At 63.0% G+C, this 22,354-nt stretch carries 19 protein-coding genes; 10 read left to right on the top strand and 9 right to left on the bottom strand.

Annotated elements, in window-relative coordinates; all coding sequences use genetic code 11:
- Positions 1 to 115: 115 nt before the first annotated feature.
- The 8 genes from DBV08_RS32675 to DBV08_RS32160 form a co-directional block, all read right to left on the bottom strand.
- Positions 116 to 679, bottom strand: a complete 564-nt coding sequence (locus DBV08_RS32675; protein WP_260395205.1) for a hypothetical protein — start codon at positions 677 to 679, stop codon at positions 116 to 118.
- A complete protein-coding gene (locus DBV08_RS00135; RefSeq protein ID WP_124566157.1) occupies positions 676 to 2,250 on the bottom strand; it encodes a peptidoglycan DD-metalloendopeptidase family protein in 1,575 nt (524 codons plus the stop codon). The genes DBV08_RS32675 and DBV08_RS00135 overlap by 4 nt, the downstream gene beginning before the upstream one ends.
- On the bottom strand, positions 2,247 to 3,074 hold the full coding sequence (locus tag DBV08_RS00130) for a hypothetical protein (RefSeq protein ID WP_124566156.1): 828 nt from the start codon (positions 3,072 to 3,074) through the stop codon (positions 2,247 to 2,249). The genes DBV08_RS00135 and DBV08_RS00130 overlap by 4 nt, the downstream gene beginning before the upstream one ends.
- The gene (locus DBV08_RS00125; protein ID WP_260395204.1) at positions 3,074 to 5,173 is read right to left on the bottom strand and encodes a hypothetical protein; all 2,100 of its coding nucleotides are present in this window, start codon (positions 5,171 to 5,173) and stop codon (positions 3,074 to 3,076) included. Before DBV08_RS00125 ends, DBV08_RS00130 begins: the two co-directional genes overlap by 1 nt.
- Positions 5,170 to 8,217 carry an ATP-binding protein gene (locus tag DBV08_RS00120; RefSeq protein ID WP_124566155.1) on the bottom strand — a complete coding sequence of 1,016 codons (3,048 nt, stop codon included), beginning with the start codon at positions 8,215 to 8,217 and terminating at the stop codon, positions 5,170 to 5,172. The genes DBV08_RS00125 and DBV08_RS00120 overlap by 4 nt, the downstream gene beginning before the upstream one ends.
- Entirely contained in the window at positions 8,214 to 8,612 is a 399-nt protein-coding gene (locus DBV08_RS00115; protein WP_124566154.1) for a hypothetical protein, read from the bottom strand. The genes DBV08_RS00120 and DBV08_RS00115 overlap by 4 nt, the downstream gene beginning before the upstream one ends.
- Positions 8,613 to 8,653: 41 nt before the next feature.
- Entirely contained in the window at positions 8,654 to 8,980 is a 327-nt protein-coding gene (locus tag DBV08_RS00110; protein ID WP_124566153.1) for a hypothetical protein, read from the bottom strand.
- Between the two features lie 795 nt (positions 8,981 to 9,775).
- On the bottom strand, positions 9,776 to 9,934 hold the full coding sequence (locus DBV08_RS32160; protein WP_185564365.1) for a hypothetical protein: 159 nt from the start codon (positions 9,932 to 9,934) through the stop codon (positions 9,776 to 9,778).
- 301 nt (positions 9,935 to 10,235) lie between these two features.
- Here DBV08_RS32160 and DBV08_RS00105 point away from each other — a divergent pair, with 301 nt between their 5' ends.
- The 8 genes from DBV08_RS00105 (at position 10,236) to DBV08_RS00075 (ending at position 18,116) form a co-directional block, all read left to right on the top strand.
- Positions 10,236 to 12,338 (top strand): FtsK/SpoIIIE domain-containing protein, encoded by a 2,103-nt coding sequence (locus DBV08_RS00105; RefSeq protein WP_124566152.1) that lies wholly within the window; start codon positions 10,236 to 10,238, stop codon positions 12,336 to 12,338.
- Between the two features lie 58 nt (positions 12,339 to 12,396).
- Positions 12,397 to 12,753 (top strand): hypothetical protein, encoded by a 357-nt coding sequence (locus DBV08_RS00100; RefSeq protein ID WP_058228481.1) that lies wholly within the window; start codon positions 12,397 to 12,399, stop codon positions 12,751 to 12,753.
- On the top strand, positions 12,753 to 14,087 hold the full coding sequence (locus tag DBV08_RS00095) for a ParA family protein (protein ID WP_124566151.1): 1,335 nt from the start codon (positions 12,753 to 12,755) through the stop codon (positions 14,085 to 14,087). The genes DBV08_RS00100 and DBV08_RS00095 overlap by 1 nt, the downstream gene beginning before the upstream one ends.
- A 77-nt stretch (positions 14,088 to 14,164) precedes the next feature.
- Positions 14,165 to 15,391, top strand: coding sequence for an insoluble domain protein (locus DBV08_RS00090; RefSeq protein ID WP_124566150.1), 1,227 nt, complete (start codon positions 14,165 to 14,167; stop codon positions 15,389 to 15,391).
- Between the two features lie 107 nt (positions 15,392 to 15,498).
- Positions 15,499 to 16,158, top strand: a complete 660-nt coding sequence (locus DBV08_RS00085; RefSeq protein WP_124566149.1) for a hypothetical protein — start codon at positions 15,499 to 15,501, stop codon at positions 16,156 to 16,158.
- A 35-nt stretch (positions 16,159 to 16,193) separates the two neighbouring features.
- Positions 16,194 to 16,991 (top strand): N-formylglutamate amidohydrolase, encoded by a 798-nt coding sequence (locus tag DBV08_RS00080; RefSeq protein ID WP_124566148.1) that lies wholly within the window; start codon positions 16,194 to 16,196, stop codon positions 16,989 to 16,991.
- A 346-nt stretch (positions 16,992 to 17,337) separates the two neighbouring features.
- Positions 17,338 to 17,496 (top strand): hypothetical protein, encoded by a 159-nt coding sequence (locus tag DBV08_RS32155; RefSeq protein ID WP_185564363.1) that lies wholly within the window; start codon positions 17,338 to 17,340, stop codon positions 17,494 to 17,496.
- Between the two features lie 137 nt (positions 17,497 to 17,633).
- Positions 17,634 to 18,116, top strand: coding sequence for a hypothetical protein (locus tag DBV08_RS00075; protein WP_124566147.1), 483 nt, complete (start codon positions 17,634 to 17,636; stop codon positions 18,114 to 18,116).
- A gap of 589 nt (positions 18,117 to 18,705) precedes the next feature.
- On the opposite strand, the gene DBV08_RS00070 is transcribed toward DBV08_RS00075, so the two are convergent.
- Positions 18,706 to 19,218, bottom strand: coding sequence for a hypothetical protein (locus DBV08_RS00070; protein WP_124566146.1), 513 nt, complete (start codon positions 19,216 to 19,218; stop codon positions 18,706 to 18,708).
- A gap of 1,105 nt (positions 19,219 to 20,323) precedes the next feature.
- On the opposite strand from DBV08_RS00070, the gene DBV08_RS00065 reads away from it, so the two are divergent.
- Together DBV08_RS00065 and DBV08_RS00060 are read left to right on the top strand one after the other, a co-directional pair.
- A complete protein-coding gene (locus DBV08_RS00065) occupies positions 20,324 to 21,262 on the top strand; it encodes an HNH endonuclease signature motif containing protein (protein WP_124566145.1) in 939 nt (312 codons plus the stop codon).
- Between the two features lie 126 nt (positions 21,263 to 21,388).
- Entirely contained in the window at positions 21,389 to 22,297 is a 909-nt protein-coding gene (locus DBV08_RS00060) for a DUF732 domain-containing protein (RefSeq protein ID WP_185564361.1), read from the top strand.
- Positions 22,298 to 22,354 lie beyond the last annotated feature (57 nt).

Genomic DNA, 22,354 nt, shown 5'->3' with positions numbered 1-22,354 from the left:
TCCTGTGTCTCGTTCGGCCCCCTGTTGGTTGTTACGAACCTAGTCGATCGGTGCGAATCTTTTGTCGTGCAGTCACGGTGGGGCGTGGTGGTCAGTAGTGGATGGTGTCGAGGAGTCACTGGTCACCACCTTTGGTGAGGGTCACCCAGACCGTGGTATCTGGTGTGACAGTGCTGGTTTCGTTTTCGGTGATTGCGGTTTGGTGGATGCTGGCGACTCGCTGGATGAGGGCGTCGGTGTCGGGCGGGCAGCCGGAGCAACCCAGGGTCGCGTCGGCGACGACTTTGGCGTTGTCGGAGGCCCATTGGTTCCATTGCGCTCCTGGGCCTCGTTCGGTGTGCGTGTCGACGAGCAGGGTCTGTGCCAGGGTGTCGGTGAACCATTCCCTGGCGCGCATGTATCCGTCGGTGGGGCTACGGTCCGTTGCCGGGTACCAGGTAAAGGCGACGGAAAGCGCCTGGCGAGCGATATTTTCAGCCACCTCCGTATCCGGATCCGCGGGGACGTCGATTGTTGTCGGGTCCTGGGACGGCGGAATGGTCGGCGGCGCCGGCGCTGGGGTGGTCTGTTCGGCTGTCGCGGTTTCCGTCTCGTTGCCCCGGCAGGAGAGGAAGTACACCAGCCCGCCGACGAGGACGACAGCGACGGCGAGCAGAACCAGCTTGCGTGCGTTGCTCACAGAACCCTCCTGGCTTTCATATCGCTCTGCAGTGGAGCTTGTTTGACGACGTCCCCCGTGGTGGGGGCGTGAACCATCTGGCCTCCGCCGATCGCGATGCCGACGTGGCCAGGACCTGTTCCGGCCCACGATCCGAACACCAGATCCCCGGCTTGTGCTTGGTCGATCGGGATCTCGAATCCGACGTTCCACTGCTGTTCGGACGTCCGGGGCAGGGTGATCTTGTTTCCGCTGCCCTTATAGATGGCGTAGCTGGTCAGTCCGGAGCAGTCGAATCCACCGCCGGTGGTGCCGTTGATGTTGCCGCCGCCCCAGACGTACGGGGTGCCGAGGAATTGGCGGGCGGCTTCGACGACCTGCGATCCGGACGCCGAACCGGGCGAGACCACGAGTTCGCCGCTACCGCCGGGTGCTGCGAACTCTGCTTCGTATGCAAGGACTTTCGCGACGTAGGGCTGTGTCTGGGTGGTGTAGTCGCCGCCGCTGGGCATTCCTCCGGCATTCTTCACTGCGCCTTCGCCCGCGTTGTAGGAAGCGATGTAGAGCGATTTCGGATCGCCTTTGACTGATCCGTCGGCGATCCATCCGTCGATCTTGGCCGCGATGGCGCAGAAGTATCGACCTTGAGCCATGATCGCGTCCCCGTCGTCCCAGATCGAGATCTTGCCGTTGCCGTCGTCGTCCTGGCCGTAAGAAGCAAATGTTCTCGGCATGAACTGCGTGATACCTTGCGCCCCGCTGCCGGAGGTCAGTCCACGGACCAGGCCGGCTTCGGCTTTCGCGTCTGCCGCCAGTAGCGAGGGCTTGATCTGGGGGCAGATCGATCCGGCTTTGCGGAACCACGGCTCCATTTCCGGAGGAACGGAACCGGCTTTGAGATCGCCGCCACCTGCCACGCCGAAGCCGCCGCAGTCGATCGATGATGACGAGGCGGCCAGCTCGATGGCAGGAGAATCACTGCCCGCTTCGCCGGCGGGGGAGGGCGCTCCGCCGAGCTTGGTCATCGGATCGACGGCGGTTCCGCCCTGCAGTCGTCCCCCGTCCCAGTATTCGAAATGCAAGTGTGCGCCGGTGGATTGGCCGTTGTTTCCGATGTTCGCGATGTGGTCGCCGGCCTTGACCTGCTGGCCTTCCGTGACGAGGACACCGTCGTCGAACATGTGGCCGTAGACGGTGCTCACAGGTTTGCCGTCGACGAGCGAGTCGAGCACGATCCAGTTCCCGAACCCGGATGCGGGCCCGGCCTTGACCGCGACGCCGTCGAGTGCCGCGTAGATCGGTGTCCCGACGGGGCCGGCGAAGTCGACGCCTTTGTGTTCGGTTCCCCAGCGAGGCCCGAACGGGGACGTGAACGTCGTCGTTCCTTCCTTGGTTGGCTGGGTGATCGGCCCCGATGCTTTCAGTTCGGTGTTGCCGGTCGCCGAGGTGGTTTTGTCGTCCCCCTCGCTCGACGAGTATCCGCCGCAACGGTTGTGGGGGATCACCGGCTGCTGGGTGCATCCGGACAGCCCCAGGATCGCAGCGGTGGCAGCGGTGACGATCAGGGCCACCGCCTCACGGCGGCGACTCACAGCGTTCCTGGGAGCGGTGTGTCGAGGTCGGGAATCGGGATGGGGCCGGGAACAGGTGCCGGTTCGAGGTCCGCCGAGGGAACAGCGACCGAGCTGGTCGGTGTCGGCGTCGTGGTCGTGGTAGCGCTCGGCGAGGTCGTCGACTTCGGAGCCGTGGTGGTTGTGGGAGCTTCCGAGGCCGGAGCGCTCGCGAGGGAAGGTGCGCCGAGCTTGTCGATCTCGCTGCGGTCCAGGGTGGGCAATGGATTCTGGACCTGCCACGTCGAACCCTTGTCGGTGCCCGACACTTTGAGCGTGATCCGCAAATTCCCCGCCTGCGTCGGGACGATGACCTGCACGGCGCTCTCATCGCCGGTGCCGGCCACGATCTCACTGCGCGTCGGGCCGGTGATCGCGACCGGTACGAGCGGGCGGGTATTGACCACCGTCACGCCGGGCGCTTCGGCGGTGTGCACGCCCAGCTTGGTCTTCCATTCGCTGTTCGAGAGTGACTGATCGACGTAGTCGTGCGCGTAGGCCATCGCTGTCGCCGGTGCGCTCTCGGCAACCGAAGCGATCGACTTGCCGGCAATGGAGGATTCGGTCACTTCGGTCAACTCGTAGCTCAGATCACCCGGGGTCGCGGACGCTGCTCCTGTCGTTGATGCGGTGGAGGCTGGGATCTTCGAGGCAGTGTTCGACGGGGTCGGGGATTGGCCGAACACCGCTCCCGCCACGAACAGCACACCGAACGCAGAGATGATCGTGATCGTCAGATTGGTGCGCGAGTACAGCACCCACCGTCGGATCGGTGCGAGTACGGGATTGGCTGCGCTGGAGGACATCAGCTGAACCTGTCGGTCGAATCGGTACCTGCTGAGGTCAACGACGGTGTCCACAGTCGGGCGGTGGACCGCGGAGGCGTCGACGAGTTCGAGCGCGTCGCACCCGAACGGGGTGTCGTCGACCCGGTGGAGACATCCCGCGAGGGCGGGGTGAACACCTTCATCGGCGCGATACTCGACCGCGGGCCTCCGTCCCATGTCTCACTCACCGACGAAGAGCTGCGCGGCGAACCGGCTTCGGTTCCGACCAACTGGCGAGCGAGTGCCTGGCCTCGATTGGCGGCGGTACCTGCAGTTTGCGGCCGATCGGCGACGGGCCGCTTGAGGCCCGTAGAACTCTTCGCGGTACCGGCGAGGCTTTGGCGGCGCACATCGTTCTTGCGTGAATCTGTCAGACGCTGTTGACGATCCATCTTCTTACGCGCATCGACGCGCGACTTGTCGACCTCGTGGCGACGTCGCTGATTCAACTCACGTCCTTCCGGACGCACTGGTGTCACTGAATCCTTGTCGAGGTCACCACCGCGTTTGGTCGCCTTCCGAAGCGCCCCGACACCTTCCTCGACCATCGACGCCGCGGGACCGCCCACAACGGCGCTGCCGGCCTTGAAGAACTTCTGCTTCATCGACGTCTGCGCGTGACGAGCCTTGCGATTGAGTGCGCCCGCCTGGTTCTGGGTGAAGGTCTGAGTCATCCGCTTGAACGGACGCATGATGAACCAGCACACCGCCGTCAAGATGACCATGAACCACAGCCGCCACGTACCGTCGACGAGACCGTTGTCGGTGTCGTACAGCTTGACCAGCGCCATCAGATACAGCGCGAGGATGACCGCGCCGGCCACGCCCCACATGTAGGCGGTGGCGATCATGCGGCACACGCGAGAGAGGGTGCCGCCGTGTGCGGCGGCGATCGGAACCCAGATCGGTGCGAAGAGAATTGCGAGTCGAATAGCTAGTAGCGCAGTGAGTTTGAGGATGGATGCGCCGATCCAGAGGATGGAGGGCATGGCGAGTTTGATCATCGCCATGAACCCTGTGCCGGTGCGTCCGGAGTCCTTGCCCTGGAACTGGCCGTACGAGAGGTTCAATCCGTCGAGTTTGTCGATGATCTCGTCGTCGAATTTGGCTGCTTTCTCTTCGGCGAGCTTGCTCGCGGCTTCGTTGTCGCCGGCCACTTCTCGCTGCTCCGCATACGAAAACGCGAGGGTATCGCGGAGCTTCGGTCCGAGTTTCAATTCCTTGTCGTTGAAATTCGCGCCGAACCATCCCTTGCGCCAGTCGTCGAGGAAGATCTTGTCGATCAGTACATTGCGGGGGTCTCCGGTGTTTCCGGACACGGACAGCATCTGACCTTGTGTGTCGGTGATGACCGATCCGAAGGTGTCGTCGGCGACCTGGATGGCCTTTTGCGGTGCGCCGACGAACAGTGCTCCGATCGCCATTGCAGTGCCGGCGATCGCGACGGTGCGGGTCACGGCCGCGGCATTCGATTTGAGGGCGTTCCAGATGATGATCGTCGCGACCACCATCAAAGCCACACCCAGCCACGTTCCGTAGACACCGAGCATCCCGTTGGAGATCGAGGCGACGATCTGATCGAACTGCACCATCGCCGGGGCAATCCCGGCCTCTTCTGCAACTGCCCCGGTCTTCGTCTGGTCGTCGAGCCAGAACGCTGCAGCAGCGAATCCCTTGCCGATCGCGAGGAATGTATTGCCCAGGGTGGTGTCCGCGACTGCGTCCGGTGCGCGGACCAGGTCGTTGCCGCAGCCGAGGTCGTAGGTGTACCAGCGCAACCCGGCCCACCCGTAGGTTTCGTAGCCGGTGCCGCCCTGTTTCGGTTCGCGGTCTTTGCTCGAGGAATCGAACTCGGCAGCCATCACCGAATTCGGGAACTCGGGGGAGGGGACGTCTTTGCAGTCGAATCCGCCGGCAGATGCGATCGGCCCACCCAGGGCGACGAGGGGCACCAGCACCAGCGCCAGAACGGCGAGAACCCGCGCCAGATTGACGGTCAGCGCCCGAACTCGCGATCTGCGAGGGATTGCCTCATCCAGCTCCGCCGAGGGCGCTCTGATCCCTCCGCGGGTATTCATGCGGCGCCGCCGAGCGCGTTCTTCGCCGACGAAGAATTCAGCGCCGCGAACACATGCGCGAGATGCACGTAGTGAATCCAGCTCGAACGCACCAGCTCCACGTCGTCGGCCATCCGGATCATCCAGCGCCGCGCTTCGTCCTGATACGAGGTGTCGGTGTCCTCGTCGAGAGTGTCCTCACCGCCGCTGCCCAGTTCCGCGAGAAACTGCTCGAACCTCTGCCCGGTGGGAAGTTTGAGCAGTTTCAGCGCGCCTTCGATTGCATGCGGATCACCGCCGACGTCACCGACGAACACCTCATAGGTCAGGGCGGTCTTGTCGTCGCTGCCGTCCAATCCGAGGAAATCATCCGGAAGCTGCGAGCAGACCAGGGCACGGACCTTGAATTTGCGTGAGTCGCGCGCGATTCGGAGGTTGAGGGTGCGGCCTGCGCCAGTGGATTCGAGGTATTTGTTTTCGTCGAGAAAGAGCACCTTGCGCACGTGGCGAGGCTTTTCGTAGACGAGCCTGTTCGCCAGCCACGCGGCCATGTGCATCAACGGCGCCGTCATCCGTTGCTGCGGTGTCCACTGTGAGGACGGCGTGCCTGCGGGCGGTAGCTGCAGGCCCGGCATCGTCAAGATCGTCAGACGGATGTCGGCATCGAACGCATCCGCTCCACTGCCGATCGTGCCCTCCTCTGGGAACAGCACACGCGCCTCGGTCAGTTCCGACATCAAACTGAGCTGCTGGTACAACCCGTTCGCGCACGTTTTGACGGCCTGGTCCGGATCGCTCACTCCGATCGATTGGATCGCGGCCAACACTTCTCGGAGGTTGTGGTTGCTGTCGCCGCCGACCAGGTTCGCGGCCATGTGCAACACGGGTTCGGTGTGCTCGAGATGCAGATGCCGTTCGGTCAGCATCATCTTGAGCACCGAGACAGCGACCTCGACACGCTCGGCGGCAGCTGCACGCATATCCGCATCGAACTTCGACTGCGCCGCCGCGAACGGATCTGCATCCCGTGCGAACTCGACGTTGCGGGCGTCGTACTCGGGATCGTCACGACGTGGATCGGTGATCACGCGGTACGGGTTCAAGGCGCCAGCGCGTGAATCGCGACCGGTGAGGGCGTAGACGCGGGCGATGTCGCGAAACTCCGGTAGTCCGGCCAACGCTGCGAGCGGACCGGAGGGGTCGAGGACGACGCCGTACGCGCCGGCTCTCACGGCTTGGTAGACGATCATGCCTGCCAGGAACGTCTTACCCGAACCGGGTACGGCGACGATCGGTGTCAGCCCGGACTTGTGCTTGATCTCGTGCGCGGCGAACAGGTCCCAGATCACCGGGCGCGGCGAGATGGATCCGGTCTCGCCCAGGACGACACCCCGGCGGTCACCGATCCGGTCACCGACGGTCGCCATCCCGGCGGCGACTGCTTCGACATCCATGTGCCGTTTGTTGGCGATGTTGGCTTGCGGCTCACCGGGTACGAACTCGCGCAGCAACTGGTATTGGCCGTGCTCTTGTTCGAGCGAGATGTGCGGCGAGTACATCTCCTGCAGCTCGGAGACTTTCTGCCGCGCATCGTCGGGGTCGGTGCCGACCACCGCAAGGCGGTACCACCCGGTGGTTCGAGTCGAGAGTCCGGAATGGTCTTCTTCGACGTCGGAGATCACGTCCTGTGCGCGGGCGTGCTGCTCCGCCAACTCTTTCGGCGGGACCTGATCGTGTTCGACGGTGTAGTGGTCGAACTGCGATTCGATCTTGCCGGTCAGCGAGCGCATGGTGCGGATCGTTTTCGCTTTGTCGTGCAGCTCGATGCGATCGGACCATTCGAGAGGTTCACCGGACGGATCGCCGATGATCTGCCACGGCAACATCCGTTCCGGAATCGGTAGGGGAGCCATGCGGCCGATCGTCAGCACGATCACCACGCCGGTGTACTTGCGGCCGTCGACGACGCCGGAGACGGTGGTGTACCCGTCGCCTGGGGTGAGGGAGAGGTCGGTGAGATCTTCCAGGGCGGCGACGTCGGTTTCTTCCCAATCTCCGGCGCCGGCGATCGCACCGCCAGCTTCCAGTGGCAGACCGATGGTCGCTGATCGGCGCAGCAAGTAGTCGATCGCGGCCGGTGTGGCCGGTGTTGCTTTCACGCCACGGCCGGACATGATGCGTTCGAGTGCGGCGAGGTGATCGGCAAGGGCCTTCTGCTCCCGTTCGAAGGCGTCGTCGGCCCAGCTGTTCACCCCGGTGCACACTCTGCCCAGCAGTGGCCAGTGAGCGAGGTGACGCAGCATCCGGGCGGTCCAGTCCAACCCCTGGCCGAGTGAGGAGCGTTGCGGCAGTTCGATACCCCAGTAGCGGCCTTTGATCGTTGCGTTGGACCACAACATCGCATGCTGCTGCCCGCGCAGGTAGTCCGCCCATGACAGTGCGCCGGGAACATCGGGAATCGGGGTGGCCCACGTGTCGTGATCGATTGCCCACTGTGCGACGGGGAACGGGGTGCGCACCAGGCGGCGATGCAGCGTGCTGACGCCGGCCTTCTGCAGGTTGGTCAGGATGATCGCTTCGTCCTGGATGAAGCGGCGCTGCTTTCCGGTGGTGCGGAAATTCCACGGCCCCTGGCGTTGGACGAACCATGCGGTGGAGGTGGTCGCGGTGCGGGTGATGTTCGCTGATGTGCCGGTCAGTTTCAGGCGTACCGCTTTTCGTTCGCGGTCTGCACGTTTCTTCGCTGCGGCCTTGTCGCGATCTGTTGCCGACTTTGCACGTTTCTTGCCTGTGCGGCGACGCCGACGGCCGAGCACTTCGTCTGCGACGTGCTCCGGATCGGTTGCAGGGGAGGTGTGGCCGTCGGTGTCGTCCTCGCCGTGCTCGTATTCAGAACCATCCGGAGCGTGTGCGGGTTCGGCTTCGGACCACGCACGCACCGGTTGCGGAGCATGCGACTGCACTGCTGCCCACGACGGAGGGAGGGCACCGGGAGGAATGACCGGAACCGGGTCGTCGAGCTTCGGATCGAACAGAGCCGCAATGTCGTTCTCGGGAACGGTCATCGGTGATCCTCACCGTAGAGGCGAACAGGTACGACGGCACGTTCTCCTGTAGTCAACCGCTGAGGTAGCGAGATGAACACGGGTGCGCCGCGCTTCGGTGGGCGCGGCGCAACGAGGTCGTTGAGGGCGGCCTTGAGAACCGAGCGCAGTGGGCGGTCTGGGGTGACGAACTTCGCGATCCGGGTCGTAAGCCACACCGTGATCACGGCCATCACCATCAGTGATTTGAATCCGAGCGGGACGTGCAGAATTCCGCGACCGATCACGAACACCACCACGAAAGCAACCACGCCGACGATGCCGGCCGTGTAGCGGATCCGCACGGGCAGTGGATAACCGGTCGGGCCGAGGTAGTGCCGGTCCACGCGGTACATCAGGTCGTCGTTGTCGATCACCGTGCATCCCCTTCGAAAGTTCTCTGCGCAGGCATCAGCGGTCAGGTCGAGATACCGACGAGCCCGAGAAGCCAATTGCCGATCCCCGTGGCCGCCGATTCCGATGTCGCGATACCGAGGTAGGCAAGCCCGAACAAACCAAGTCCGCCGACGGTGAAGACCCGGGACAAATTGCCCTTGAGACCACCGACGAGAACCACACACGCGAGGGCGATGAGGATGGTGAAGACGATGTTGTCCTTGATCCACGCGCGCAGACCACCGGTATTGACGTCCGTCGACTGCGCGAGGGTCACCGCATCTGCGGCGAGCAGTGGATGCGTCGCCGGGATCCACACGTCGATCACGGTGGAAGCAAGAGAAAACATGAGCACTCTCCAACACAGTGGTGAAACCAGACCCCACGAATGTGGTTGCGCGGAAACGTAGAAGAGTGGTGGCAGGAATTTCAATGCAACCTGTGGATAACTTTCTCGGTTCCGCGGTTGGCGCGCTGGTGCGTGTCGTCGTGTGGAGTGTGGTCAGGTGTCGCGATTCATCCGTCAGGGATCTCTCGGCGATCGCGGGAACTACCTCGAATGAAGGGGGAGCGCGGCCACGGAACAGTCTTCGCTGCCGGTGTCCGCGGGAGACTTCCCAGACCTCGACGGGAGGGTTCCTTCAGTGGAGCGGCAGAGAGATGCGAACGGGCATCGTCGACGGACCCGCCGCAGACCGTGGCGATCGACACATGTCTCCCTCGTTGTGCTTCGTGGTCTTCGTCCGCCTGAAGAACCTCGCGCAGAACCTTTTTCGGAACGTGTCTGCCAGCTGTGCGGGTGACTCCTGCTGGAGCTTGCTCGAGGCACGCGTGCCGTGGTCATGATCTGACATTCGAAGAGCAGTTCGTCTCCACCGCCTGCGTGGTGTGCATGCGCTGCATGCATAGCGTGTTCAGCACGCACGCGTGGCAGGCTGCGCACCCTGTGCTCGAACAGTCCCGCATCGGGGGTGCCTGCAGAGGGTGTGGACTGGGGTGAAATTCAGGGGCCCGATTCACCCTTTCCCTTCGGGGTCACTCCCCCGGCCCTTCGGGCCTAGGGGGAGTGTACCTATCAAAATTGCTTCGCGCCAACATATTTCAATCAACTGCTGGTCGGGGTCCTGTACGGAGTATCTCCGGATCATCCTGACGCGACGCCTGCCACGGTGTCGTCCACACCGCTCTCGGCTGTTCGACCACCGGGTTCCGTACCCCACGAAACGAGGCGTTCGAGAGCCCTGCTGGGGTCCGCGAACAGTGACGCAGGAAGACACAAGCCACCCGAGATGTACATCGTCATCGGGCCCGTACCGTAAGGGGTCTAACAAGTCCTCACGCGGTGTATCAGCCATGCAGTCGCGCGGTCTTCGACCGGTAATGCGCAGCGCCACAAACAGAACCAGCCGCGGGTAGGGGAGAGGGGTGTTTATCGTGCCCCGGTATCGCACTTCGGGGCATGTGACGCGCGTTCCAGCCATGCACCCGCGAAACAAGTTATCCACAGGCGGCTTGAGATCGCTTCCCGAGCTCTGTGACAGTGCACCCCGCACACCCCACGCGACGACCGCCGTGGGACTGGATTCGAGTGAGAGGAGTCGACGGTGAGCAGACGTCAGCAGGACCCGCTCAAAGACTTTCTCGTCGACCTCTTCGGCTCCGACAAACCCCAATCGAGAACAAGCGACGCGGGGGAGTCCGCCATCCGCCAGTACAGGATGTGGGCGCCTTTCGCCGTCATCGCAACAACACTCGCGTTTCTCGCGCCGCGACTCCTCGAACTCGCCGAACAATTCTCAACCCCTCATCTCGACAGCGCAGTCTCCGCAGTCCACGAGTATCGGTGGCCGCTCGCCGCCCTCACGCTTGGCCTGCTCGCCTGCGATATCGCACGGTTCCTCACCCACCGTCACCGCGCCGGACTCGACGCCCAAATCCGGCAAAGCACCCGCCACACCCCGGTCAAAATCACCATCGGATACCCGCCCGGCATCACCACCCTGCGCAGCGCCACCATCACCCTTGCCCGCGGCGCCATCATCCGTCCGAAAGAGCTAGACGAATTCACCACCGCAGTACGAGCTTCCGCGAGCAAGCGCACCAGCACATGGACCTACACCGTCGTCCACCACCCCCACCGCGACCGAATCCGCATCACCCGCACACTGACTCAACCCGACCTCCGATCACCGCGGCACAAGGCACTGGCGAACTCCCTCAAAGACGGACCGCTGAAAGAGCCGGCCGTGAGCGTCGCCGCGCTCGACGGCGACGTCGAAACCGCCTTCAAGATCACCTTCACACCCACCCTTTCCAGCGGAGCACGCGGATTCCAAAAGAAAGTCGACGAAGCCCTCGCCGCCCTCGCCGGCGAGCACGAATCCGGCCGCACCTGGGCCACCGACTGGTTTCCCTCCGAGGGCTACCTCCTGATGAGCCTGCGCGCCCCACTACCCACCCGCGTCGATCACCCTCTCGAACTCGTCGACGAGAACCTGCGCCACCTGCCCTACGCGACGGCAGCATCGGAGGTGAACATGTTCTGGGACATCTCCACCAAGTCGAACAAACCTCACTGCCTGATCGTCGGCCCCACCGGCGGCGGCAAGACATCGGTGATCCGCACCCTGCTCACCGAAGCATCACGACGAGGAATCCCGTTCCTGGGCGTCGACCCGAAAATGATCGAACTCGACGGACTCGAGGGCTACCCCGGGTGCGCCGCCATCGTCTACGACGCCGTCCGCTCCGCGATGCTCGTGCGTGCCCTGCACAGCGAAATGATGGCCCGCAACCACTACGTCCACGTGAAGAAGATCGAGCCGTCCCAACTTCCGCTCCTGATCGCCGTCCTCGACGAGTTCTTCATCCTCTCCGGCAAATGGCAGCGCCTCGCCAAAACCGGCGACGACGAAACCCGCGAACTCCTCAAAGAACTCGACCCACTCGGGGCGTGGGCAGATCTCGCCGTCCTCGCACGCTCGGCCGGTATCCGGCTCCTGCTCGGTGTGCAACGACCCGACGCGTCCCTCTTCGGCGGCGCCTCGGGCAACGCGCGCGATAACTTCGGCACCCGCATCTCCCTCGGCAACCTCTCGCAGGACGGCGCGATGATGCTGTGGGGAGACTCGCAGATCGGCCGCGAAATCGACACCTCCGTCCCCGGCCGCGGCGTCGCCCTCGGCAACGACGGCGTGCCCGTCGATGCGCAGATGTGGTGGACACCGAACGTCGACCCGCACCCCAACAAATGGAACCAACTCTCGACCTCGGAGAAGAAGATCATCGACGGGCTACGGCCCCAGCAGGAACCGCACATCGCGTTCTACTCGACCGAACTGCGCCACTTCATCGAATCCGAACGCGCCGTCGCCGTCGCTGCCCGCGCCTACGGCCGAGCTCCCGAGCCCACCGTCCTCGGCCACCACGACGACACGCCTGCCGCCGACGCAGGGGACGACTTCGCCGACGCGATACCCGCCTCCGCGGTCACTGAAGGAATGACCGTCCTCGTCGACGACAGTCGCGGCAACGAACACCCCGTGACCGTCGCCGCGGTCACCGTCATCCGAGACAAAGACAGCGGCGCCGTCACCGAAACCACCCTGACCTTCCATGGCACCGGACGGGTCAAGAACCACATCACCTACGGACCGCACGAAGTCGTCCTGCTCCCTGAACCTGACACCACTGCAGCCGCGCCTTGACACCGGAGCCCCGACGTCGCTGACACACCTGCACAACCCTCACCCGAAAGGTCCACCCATGAGCCGCCGCATCTCCCAATCGATCACCCCCACCGCCGACGACATCACCGTGCTGCGCAACCCCTTCGCAGCCCCCAAAGGCGGCGGCGACCCCGTCATCACCGAACTACGCCGCGTCCTCAAAAACGCGATCCCCTCATGGCTGCCGAAACTCAGCGAAGACCAGGAACTGACCGCTCCGCGCCTCGACGAAATCAAGAAAGCCGTCGCCACCCGCCGCCAGATCATCGAAGTACTCCCCGACGGCAAAGCCCGCGACGACGCCCTGGCCGCCCTCGACAAGGCCGACACCATCGTCCTCGAAATGGACACCGAACTCTCCGGCGTCGGAGCCTTCACCGGAACGACCGCGTGATGTCGACCCTTGCCATCGAAATCACCTCCGAGCGAACCGCGCTCGTGAGCGGGGCAGGGGACGAGAAGGTGGAACTGTCCGCCGAGAACGGGCAGTCGATCCACGCGGTGATCGCACAGTTCAGCCGACAGCACTCCGCCGACGCAGGCTCACCCGTCGAGGTCACCGTGCAGGAAGCGGGCCGCTCCCGCCAACTGACCGTCGCCCCGGACGGGAAGGTGGCGCAATCGCTGCCCACCGGACCCATCCCCGCACCCGCCGACACACCACCGACGCGGCCGGATCATCATGTTGACGAACCGGTCACGATGGCGATGACACCCCTCGGTGACTCACCGCCACAGGTGGGAGTAGACACTCATGCCCGGCCAGTCCCCGCGGCGCGCACACCAACCTCGACATCCGTGCTCGCAGCACCCGAGATCACGGCAGGCTCGCACGAACCCGCCCGCACCGGACTACGCGGCCGACTCAACACCATTCTCAACCTCCGGATCGCCCCGAAACCCGAGTCCGCCGAAATGCGCCACCGCGCCGCCATCGCATCCATCACCGTCCCCCTCCCGGGGTTCTCGATCGTGACCATCGCCAACCCGAAAGGCGGCGTCGGCAAAACCCCACTCGCGGTAGGGCTGAACGCGATCATCGCCGAACACCGCGGCGCCGCAACCACGGTCTGCGTCGACGTCGCCGACGTCGGCGGCAGCCTCGCCGACCGCGTCAGCATCCCACCCCGCCACGGACATGACGTGCTCGCACTGATCGCCGCCGAGACAGCCGAGCCCGGCAGCATCCGACCCTCGGCGCTCTCGCAGTACCTCACCCGCCAACCAGGCGGGGACGACATCGTCGCCGGCAACAACGGCGCCCACGGATCCAGTCTCGGCTACGACGACGCCCGCGCGGCGGCGCAGATCTTGTCCCAGCACCGCGAGATCCTCGTCGCCGACACCGGCAACAACCGCCTCGCCGGCAGCTGGCACTGGGCAACCAGCCACGCGGACGTCCTCCTCGTACCGGTCCCGCTCCGCCGCGATGCCGCCGCAGCCGCGCACCGCATGCTCCTCGACCTCGCCACCACCGCAGGCCCGGCGATGATGGCTCGCACCATCGTCGTCATCACCGACGGACCCGGAGACGCACCGATGGTCGAAATCGACGCTGTCGACGCCTTTTTCGACGCCGGCGTCCATTCAGTCGCCCGGATGCCGTTCGAGCCACTCTTCGCCTCCGGTGAGCGCATCTCGCCCTCGAAGCTCCGGCGCAGCACCACCGAAGCCCTGACCGTCGTTGCCTCGACCGTCATCGATCTCATCGCCCACGCCGCTGACTGACCCATTTATCAGCCGAATTCCGCACACCTGACCCCGTCCCGGCACCCATCCGCACCCTCCTCAACGAAAGGCACCACATGAGCATCGACACCACCGCAGGAAACCGAGCCGCCCGCCGCGCACACCAACACGGTCGACACCGCCGCCACACCCTCGCCCGCAAGAGCGCCATCGGCGTCGTCGCAGCGGCAGCAGTGGCCGCAGGAATCACCCTCGCACCACCGGCAATCGCAGCGCCCGGGCAAGCCGGCATCACCGACGGAGGAGGACAAGCAGGCATCACCGACGGCGGCGGACAGTCCGGCGTGACCACCGAACCCACCCCGCCGCCGGCCACAGAACCTCCAGCCCCCACCGAGCCCATCTACTGGATCGACCCACCCGCGCAATACCAGAACATCGACTACCAGCCGCTACCGAACTGGGACTACGACACCAACACCTACACACCACCCACCTACACCGACACCACCCCGACCGACTACACCCAGCTCCATCTCCCCGGCCCCGTCGACGTCGTCGCACCGATCATCGCCCCCCGCGACACCCTCCGCATCGGAACCTTCCACATCGCACAACCGAACTGGGTCTCCGACGTCGACCTCGAACGAACCAACAACACCACCGCCATCATCGAATCCGGAGTCGCCACCGGCTGGAACTCCTTCGGCGTCCCAGTCGACAAAGCCAGCCGCGACGCAGCCACCCAAGTAGGCGGTACCGCCGCCGGAGCACTCGCCGGAGGAATCGGCCTCGCAACCCCGTTCGCCATCGGAGGAGCACTGATCGGAGGCACCGTCGGCGGAAACATCGGCCTCGGACTGGGCAACGTCTTCATCCCCGGAATCGGCTGGGTAGCGGGCGGTCTCGCCGGAACAGCCGTCGGCGCCGGTACCGGCGCCCTCCTCGCCGGCGCACCCGCATTCGTTCTCGGTGGTCTGGGCGGAGGAATAGCAGGATTCACCGCCGCCGTCGCGTATGGCGCAGGTGAACTCGGCGAACCCGTCGAAATCGAGGTCCCCGACGTCGACCAACCCGCCGTCACTGCCCAGACCCAGGACACGCTCACCGACTGGGAGAACTCCGGCCCCATCGGTGAGGCCGTGGCCACTACTGTCCGCGATTCCGTCGCCGCAGCCCCTGCGATCGACCAGCAGGCCCGCGACTTCGTCGCAGCCCAGTCCGGAGGCGAGCAGATCATCGAACACGTCGACACCGCCCTCACGGACTTCCTCACTAACGCCACCCCGGGCCTGGCGTCGTCGCTGATCAGCGACGCAGTCGGAGCGGGTATTCCGGCGTAAAGATCGCACGATCAGAACCGTTCAGGGCGGGCGGCAACGCGCCGCCCGTCCTGGACCTCTCATGCACTACTGCAGAACCAGGCGCGAGCACCGAAAGGACGACAGCGATGACGAACACGAAAAGACACCCCGCAGTGATCGACCTACTCGGCGGCACACCCCACGGCGCAGGCGCCGACACGACTGCAACAGGCACCGCGCCCATGCCCCCGCCAGCGCCGAAGCGTCCGCGCAAGAAGGATTCCCGATCGCCCCGCCTGCGCTACGTCGCTGCCCTGATTGTCGTGGTCGCGCTACTCGGCTGGTTCGTGCTGCGTCTCCTCTCCGGCAACGACGAGAGCGCACAGGAAAGAATCGCCGACGAGACAGACACCTCGGAAACGTCACCCACCCTCGACGTCACCCCGCCCGCTCCCGCCGCTGCTGAAACCGATCCCACCGCATGCCGCACCGACCCCGGCGACCAGAAAAGCGGCCCCGGAGTCATCGCAGCGTTCGAACACGCCTACTACCTCACCCGCTCCGGAACAGCCGTCCGTGCACTCACCACCCCCGATACCTTCCTACCGTCAGTGGACAAGATCCAGGCGGGAATCGACACCGTCCCAACAGGAACCACCCACTGCGTGCGCATCACACCGATCTCGACTGGCATCTACTCCGTCGCTCTCACCGAAATGCGTCCCGGCCAGCCCCCCGCACAGTTCCCCCAGACCATCACCACCGAAGAACTCGACGGTCGCTGGTTCGTCGACGTCATCAACTAAACCGGCACCAGTTCCACACTCGCCAAGGAGATTACGTGAACACGAGAACACTGATCGCGGGCGATACATCCTCGCCCGTCATCTTGCACGTCCCGCACGCCTCCCGCGTCATTCCACCCGAGATCCGCTCGTCACTGACCGTCACCGACGATCAACTCACCGCCGAACTCGACGAGATCACCGACGCACACACCGACGCGATCGCACAGCACGCAGCGCAATCAGTGACACCCCGACCGTGGACACTGCGCAACGACCTCTCGCGGCTCGTGATCGATCCCGAACGATTCCCCGACGAGCGCGAACAACTCAACGCCGTCGGCCGCGGCGCGGTCTACACCCGAACCTGCAACGGAGACGTCCTGCGCAACGCCGACAACACCACACGAGACGCACTGCTCGATAACTACTTCCATCCCTACGCCGCCGCGATGTCCGACCTGGTGACGGACCGCATCGCAGCCACTGGCCGCGCCGTGATCATCGACGTCCATTCCTACCCGACATTGCCGTCGACGTACGAGCTGCACCCAGATGGCCAGCGTCCCGCCCTGTGTATCGGCACCGACCCACACCACACGCCACCTTGGCTTATCGAGGCCGCCTACGCCGCGTTCTCCCCGCTCGAAGACATCGGCACGGATACCCCATTTTCCGGCACGTACGTACCCCTCGAGCACTACAACACTGATCCCCGCGTGTACTCGGTGATGATCGAACTGCGCCGCGACCAATACCTCACCGAGAAAGGCGAACTCGTCGACATCGCCGCCGAAAACCTCGGAGCCATGCTCGGCCGTCTCGTCGACGCGGCAGATCGGGGGAGCCGATAGATGTGCCAGAAGTACCCCGGCCCCCGCTGCACACCGCACGTGCGAGCACGACTCGACAGCGCCCGTCGTCGGCACGCCTCCGCCCAAATGTTGTTCGACGCGAACCCTGCGGTCACCCGGAACCGGCAACGATTGGACACTGCGAAAACAAACCTCGACGCTAGATCCGCCGAATATGACGCGACCCCCGGTGGACAAACCGAGTTGCGCACTCAACTCGGCGCAGAGGACGATCCAGGTAGGCGAGAAAAGCTGCAGCGTCGCCTCCAAGTGGGCAAAGCGCTACGCGAGCAGCAGATTAGAGCAGCATCAGGTTTCATCCACGACGACCCGAAGGACAACAACGATGGCGACGAACGAGATACCGACTCTGACGCAGGAAGAGCGCGAAGCGTTCTGGCGTCGGTGGGGATGGAGTCCAGAGTTGCCGGAAAACGAGCGCCTGGCGATCGAGCAGGAGTGGCACGACACGGCGATCGAATTGGCGAAGTTCCACGGCTTCTGATCGAGGACCGGCACATCACGCCGGTCGCAGTACATCGACTACAGGACAAACGCGCACAGCATCTTCGCAGTCTGGGGGAAAGCACCCCGGAGCTGTACGAACTGCATCCGCGCGATGCCGCGACATACCGGCGCCAAATGGAAACACTGCGCGAGGGTAACCGGTTCGCAGCTTCGGTCTATGTGTACAGCGATGACGAATACGCAGGTATGCGGCTACTCGTGACCGACGACGGTCGATCTGGCATCGCACTCAAAGACGATGAAATCGTCTCCCTCTACGCGCATCGTGGCAGTAACCACCCCGCCGCCGCGAACTCGATGCTCGAAACGGCAGTTGCTGCAGGTGGGCGGCGGCTGGACTGCTTCGACACTGTTCTACCTGCCATCTACGCGAAGTCAGGATTCGTACCCGTCGCTCGATTGAAATGGGACGACGACTACGCCCCCGACGGTTGGGACTGCAACACATACGCGGCGTTCAATGGTGGTCGTCCTGACGTGGTCTTCATGGCCCACGACCCGGCATCGGCGGATTCGCGCTACCAGCGCGGGTCCGGTCGTTACGTCGACTCGTACGACGACGGAATCGGCGCGGTCCGCGCCCGGCTCGGACGATAAGAGATGGGCTGGCACAGCGCCCGGGCCCGCCCATCGGTCCTGTGAATACGACGACGATCTGAACTGGAAGCTTGTCTAGTCCGATCAGAATCGAGTACTCAAAAATTGCCGGACCGACCTTCTTCTCCTGCCACCTTCCGGCCGTAGCGGTCGGTTGGCGGGTCAAACGCGGCAGCATCGCGCAAGCGAAAATGCCGCACGCACCTCATATATCCGGACAGTGAAACCTGAACCCCAACAGTCGAAGTGCCTAGTGCTGACGAGACTGTCGGGAATCAAGTGCAGTCTGTTACCGCGAAACCTGAATCCGAGGTGAAGTGGCTTGGGGTCGAAGGGTTCGCCCGCGCTGGGTGTTCAGCGGTAGCGGAAACTCAACTACTGCCCGCGGTGCGTGAGCTATCCGAGTGTGCGGTGTAGTTGGCGGACTGTCTCTCTCGTCGAATCAGATCGAGGCGCTGCACCACGAAATGCAATCCATCTCGTGCAGCGGCAGCTACTGAGCAGCCAACTCACGTCAAGAAGAGACGAAACAACGTGTGGGAAGCCGCGTCTCAACGTCTGTCCTAACGCCACCTCGCCTGGTTTCAATTCAAACGATCTGACGGTATTCCTTGAGATAGTCGGGCGATCGTTCGTATTGCTCTGGCAGTGGAAGGTCCTTGCGCTCGTGCAATGTCGTCTTGCGGTTGCGATAGAACGGGTCTGCCTTCACATTTTGCTGTGAGTTCCAGGCGTACATCACCCCGAGGTTGCCGATGACACTCTCTCGGTGCAGGTTGATGGGGAGGTTGTTCTCCGGAGACATCCAGCCAGATATCGCCGAGTGTGTAAGGGGGAAGACGTCTATCGATGCGGCACGCGACATCTCGATGTACAGATTTAGGGCCTTGTCTCGAAAGAACGCGATCTCGCCATGCGGCATAAATGTTCCGCCATCGCAGAACTTGACGATCTCATTGGGCACCTGCAATCCGCTGTCATCGATTCGACATCCCAGGTACTTCATGAAGTAGCGAGCAAGGTTGTACGTTTCGGCTGTGACGTCCTTGCCGGAGAAAATCGCCCCCATGTCGAGTGAGTCGATTTTGTAGATCGACGCCATGTTGTCATTCGACCACTCGGAGAACATTGTGTAGGCGTGGTCAAAGAGCTGACTCCTGGAGTTGTTGCAGGGTCCACAGAGATTCTTGCGGAACTTCACACGCTTCGCGTTGGGCCGTTGATGCGGCCGAGCCGGCCATCGTCGCCTTCGCTGTAGTGGTACAGAAAGTCGTCGTCGCCCTTCATTCTGCGTAGATCAGTTTGCTTGAACTTGTGCTCAGCTGTTGTAGCCGGTGCCCGCACCACCAGCAGATGTTGTCGTCTTCCCGTCGGCCGACGGGAAGCTTCTGTGGGGGCCTGGCTGTTCGATCTGCGCAACCACCTTGGGGCCATTGGACTCGATGTCTCCTTCACGTAGAGCTTCGCGTTGCCATGCGCACGCTTTGATGACCGCTTGCGATGACTCGGCGAACGCCGCCTGACATTCCTTCTGTTGTGGTGTGCTGGGATTCAATGCGGTGGTCAGCAGTTGGAGAGTGTCGGGGTTTCCGCCTGTGCTGCAACTGCCGCGCCGTTAGTTCGGGTGGGGGTAGCCGTCTCGTGTGTACTTGAGTTCGACGCTTTCGAAGTTCAATGGCTGGTCCACTCGTCCGCTCCGGCCATACATGCGTTCGTGTTGTTGGCAGATAGGCTTGTCCATCCGGGTCGAATGGCGGCGATAGCAACAATCGTTGACGGAGCACATGATCACGGGCAGTTTCTCCGGCGGCGGGTACGGGACAGGCATCAGCTCTCCTTGCGGTCTTTCCGGTCATCGGTTCATGCAGGATCGCATGACCATTTGGGGTGCGCCGAGGATTATTAACAGTTCATCCATTGGCGTATCTGCAGTGTTGCTGTTGACAACTGTGAAGCAAGGGTGTGCGCCGTCGCTGTAGCTTCGTACGATGCGGAGTTCGTAGGCGACCGCTCAGTGCTTCAGTATCTTCGCGCGCGCGAAGGCAGCGAGTAGTCAAGCGCCCGGCGATTTTACGAATCGATCTAGCCGAGGACCGGACATTTTCGTCGCGCATCCCGCCTGCCGTGCTACCTGGGAACCCCGCCGTCGACGTCATGGCGCGCATGCACCAGCCTTGTAGCAATCAACGAGATGGCGGGAGTGACACTTGAAGCTCGTACCAGGCAAAACCGCATGGCTGGCGCAGTCCAAACAAGCCGACTATCGACGCATCGTGGGCAGCGACCGGTACGACGATGACGCAGCGTCCCACTACAGCTGGGACAGCTCGGTGGTTCACTCCGCCGAAGTACACGCCGGGGACATGATCGTCATCTGGGACGAGTTCCTGATAGGGGTGTCAGTAATCGAAGACATCGAGGTCGGCGACGGTTCCAAAGTGACCAGCAAGTGCCCGAAATGCAACCGGGCGAACGTAGTACGCCGGGTGCATAAGAAACCGACGTATCGGTGCGACGACTGTCACGCGGAATTCGAGGAACCAGTTCTCGGAGAGAAAGCAGTGACGACGTACCGCAGTAGCCACAGCCAATCCTGGATCAACCTCGCGGGCGTCCTCGACGGAAAGACATTGAGATCGCTGTGCGTACACCCCGGCGAGCAAAACAGCTTCAGGCGCCTCCGCTGGGACGACTTCCGGCTGGTGGTGGAACAGGCGGTGCAGGGCAACCCACTTCGCATCCTCGACGTCACCTCCGCACAGTTGGCAGGTGGGCACGTGGTCCGGCCGGTGCGTGTTCGAGTCGGTCAGGCCGCCTTCAGAGCCAAGCTACTCGGTGAATACGGATCACACTGTGCGTTCACGGGCCCGTGCCCGATTGCTGCACTTGAGGCCTGCCATCTGTACAGCTATGCCGATGTCGGTGAGCACAAGGACCAGGGAGGTCTACTTCTGCGTCGAGATGTGCATCGACTCTTCGATCACGGCTTGCTCGCCGTCGACGCCAGTGGCTTGATCGATGTGGCCGCCGAGGTGCGAAACTATCCAGCCTATGGCGATCTGCACGGTTCTTCGATTAACGTGAAACTCACTCCGAAGCAACAGACGTGGCTCGATAATCACTGGTGTGAGTGGCGAACGGCGTAGTTCCTTTTCCCAGGAGGACAGAGTGGCCGCAGATAGGAAACCACCCGATCTGCTGAACAAGACGTAACCGGTTATGGAATGCTGTGGGCACGCTTCTCAACCCTAAAACTCAAGGATCGTCTGACAATGTCCATGCGCGGTACCGGAACTCCCATATCAACCGCGTGGCGTGAGGTAGTCCCGTGGTGGAAATTGGCGATCGCAATCGGGTTGTCTGTACTGGCTCTCCTGGGAACTGTCGGCTCTTTTTTCAATGGGAAAGGTATTGCAGGTTCAATAATCGGTCTGGGGTTTGCTTTGATTCCGGTGCTCTATCTCTCTCATCGGCATCGGAATTCACTCACGAGCGATTCGAGCACTGGCACACAAATCAGCCGAAACTGGCTTCTCGTGGGGATCCCGGTCCTTGCAGCCTTAGTACTCGGGTGTGAGCCACTCGACGACACATCGGAACCACTACGCGATCCTGATGCGGTGATGATCAACGTCATCGGACAGGTGCTGGACGATGCAAAAGACAATCTGAAAGCCCTGGAAGTTAAGGTAAAGACAATCGACGACACCGGTGGCGGACGATCGGTGATCCTTTCCAAGAACTGGACCGTCACAAGTCAGAGCATCGCCGCTGGCGACGTTCTCGGCGATCGAACCGAGGTGGAACTCGGTGTTGTCAAGACTGGCGAAAGCAAGAAGTCGGATATGCAGGACAACGACGTGGTTCAGCCTGTGGAACAAGAACGCCAGGAGCCTGAATCCAATACGCCAGTTGGTGACAGGGACCGAGAAGTGGCTGATGAAAGTTTCATTCTCTACCTTGATCTCAACAACATCCCCTACGGGGGTGACCGTGAGACCGCAATCCATTCAGGTCGCCTGACCTGCGATTACATCTCGTCAGGAAAATCACCCGAACTTAGTGTCATCGTCAGCATCAAGACCGCGCAAGAATCGGGGTACACCCGCACGCAAGCTGAGCAGATTGTCGGGTCCGCGGTTGGCGCATTCTGCGCAGAGTACTTGTACGCCCTCAACTGAGCCTCTGCGCATGCCGCCGGAAGATACATCAGCTCCTGCGCGGATTCAGTTTGGTTA

It is taken from the genome of Rhodococcus sp. KBW08, assembly GCF_003852455.1.
Lineage (GTDB): Bacteria > Actinomycetota > Actinomycetes > Mycobacteriales > Mycobacteriaceae > Rhodococcus_F > Rhodococcus_F baikonurensis.
Note: the sequence above shows the minus strand (reverse complement) of the source record. Positions and strands in the feature narration are given on the sequence as shown.

What these genes read in the sequence shown, in the direction of transcription:
- DBV08_RS00130 (WP_124566156.1), bottom strand. Translation starts at nt 3,074, where the DNA reads ATGTCCTCCAGCGCAGCCAATCCCGTACTCGCACCGATCCGACGGTGG.
- DBV08_RS00125 (WP_260395204.1), bottom strand. Translation starts at nt 5,173, where the DNA reads ATGAATACCCGCGGAGGGATCAGAGCGCCCTCGGCGGAGCTGGATGAG.
- DBV08_RS00120 (WP_124566155.1), bottom strand. Translation starts at nt 8,217, where the DNA reads ATGACCGTTCCCGAGAACGACATTGCGGCTCTGTTCGATCCGAAGCTC.
- DBV08_RS00110 (WP_124566153.1), bottom strand. Translation starts at nt 8,980, where the DNA reads ATGTTTTCTCTTGCTTCCACCGTGATCGACGTGTGGATCCCGGCGACG.
- DBV08_RS32160 (WP_185564365.1), bottom strand. Translation starts at nt 9,934, where the DNA reads ATGACGATGTACATCTCGGGTGGCTTGTGTCTTCCTGCGTCACTGTTC.
- DBV08_RS00100 (WP_058228481.1), top strand. Translation starts at nt 12,397, where the DNA reads ATGAGCCGCCGCATCTCCCAATCGATCACCCCCACCGCCGACGACATC.
- DBV08_RS00095 (WP_124566151.1), top strand. Translation starts at nt 12,753, where the DNA reads ATGTCGACCCTTGCCATCGAAATCACCTCCGAGCGAACCGCGCTCGTG.
- DBV08_RS00090 (WP_124566150.1), top strand. Translation starts at nt 14,165, where the DNA reads ATGAGCATCGACACCACCGCAGGAAACCGAGCCGCCCGCCGCGCACAC.
- DBV08_RS00085 (WP_124566149.1), top strand. Translation starts at nt 15,499, where the DNA reads ATGACGAACACGAAAAGACACCCCGCAGTGATCGACCTACTCGGCGGC.
- DBV08_RS32155 (WP_185564363.1), top strand. Translation starts at nt 17,338, where the DNA reads ATGGCGACGAACGAGATACCGACTCTGACGCAGGAAGAGCGCGAAGCG.
- DBV08_RS00075 (WP_124566147.1), top strand. Translation starts at nt 17,634, where the DNA reads ATGGAAACACTGCGCGAGGGTAACCGGTTCGCAGCTTCGGTCTATGTG.
- DBV08_RS00070 (WP_124566146.1), bottom strand. Translation starts at nt 19,218, where the DNA reads ATGGCGTCGATCTACAAAATCGACTCACTCGACATGGGGGCGATTTTC.
- DBV08_RS00060 (WP_185564361.1), top strand. Translation starts at nt 21,389, where the DNA reads ATGTCCATGCGCGGTACCGGAACTCCCATATCAACCGCGTGGCGTGAG.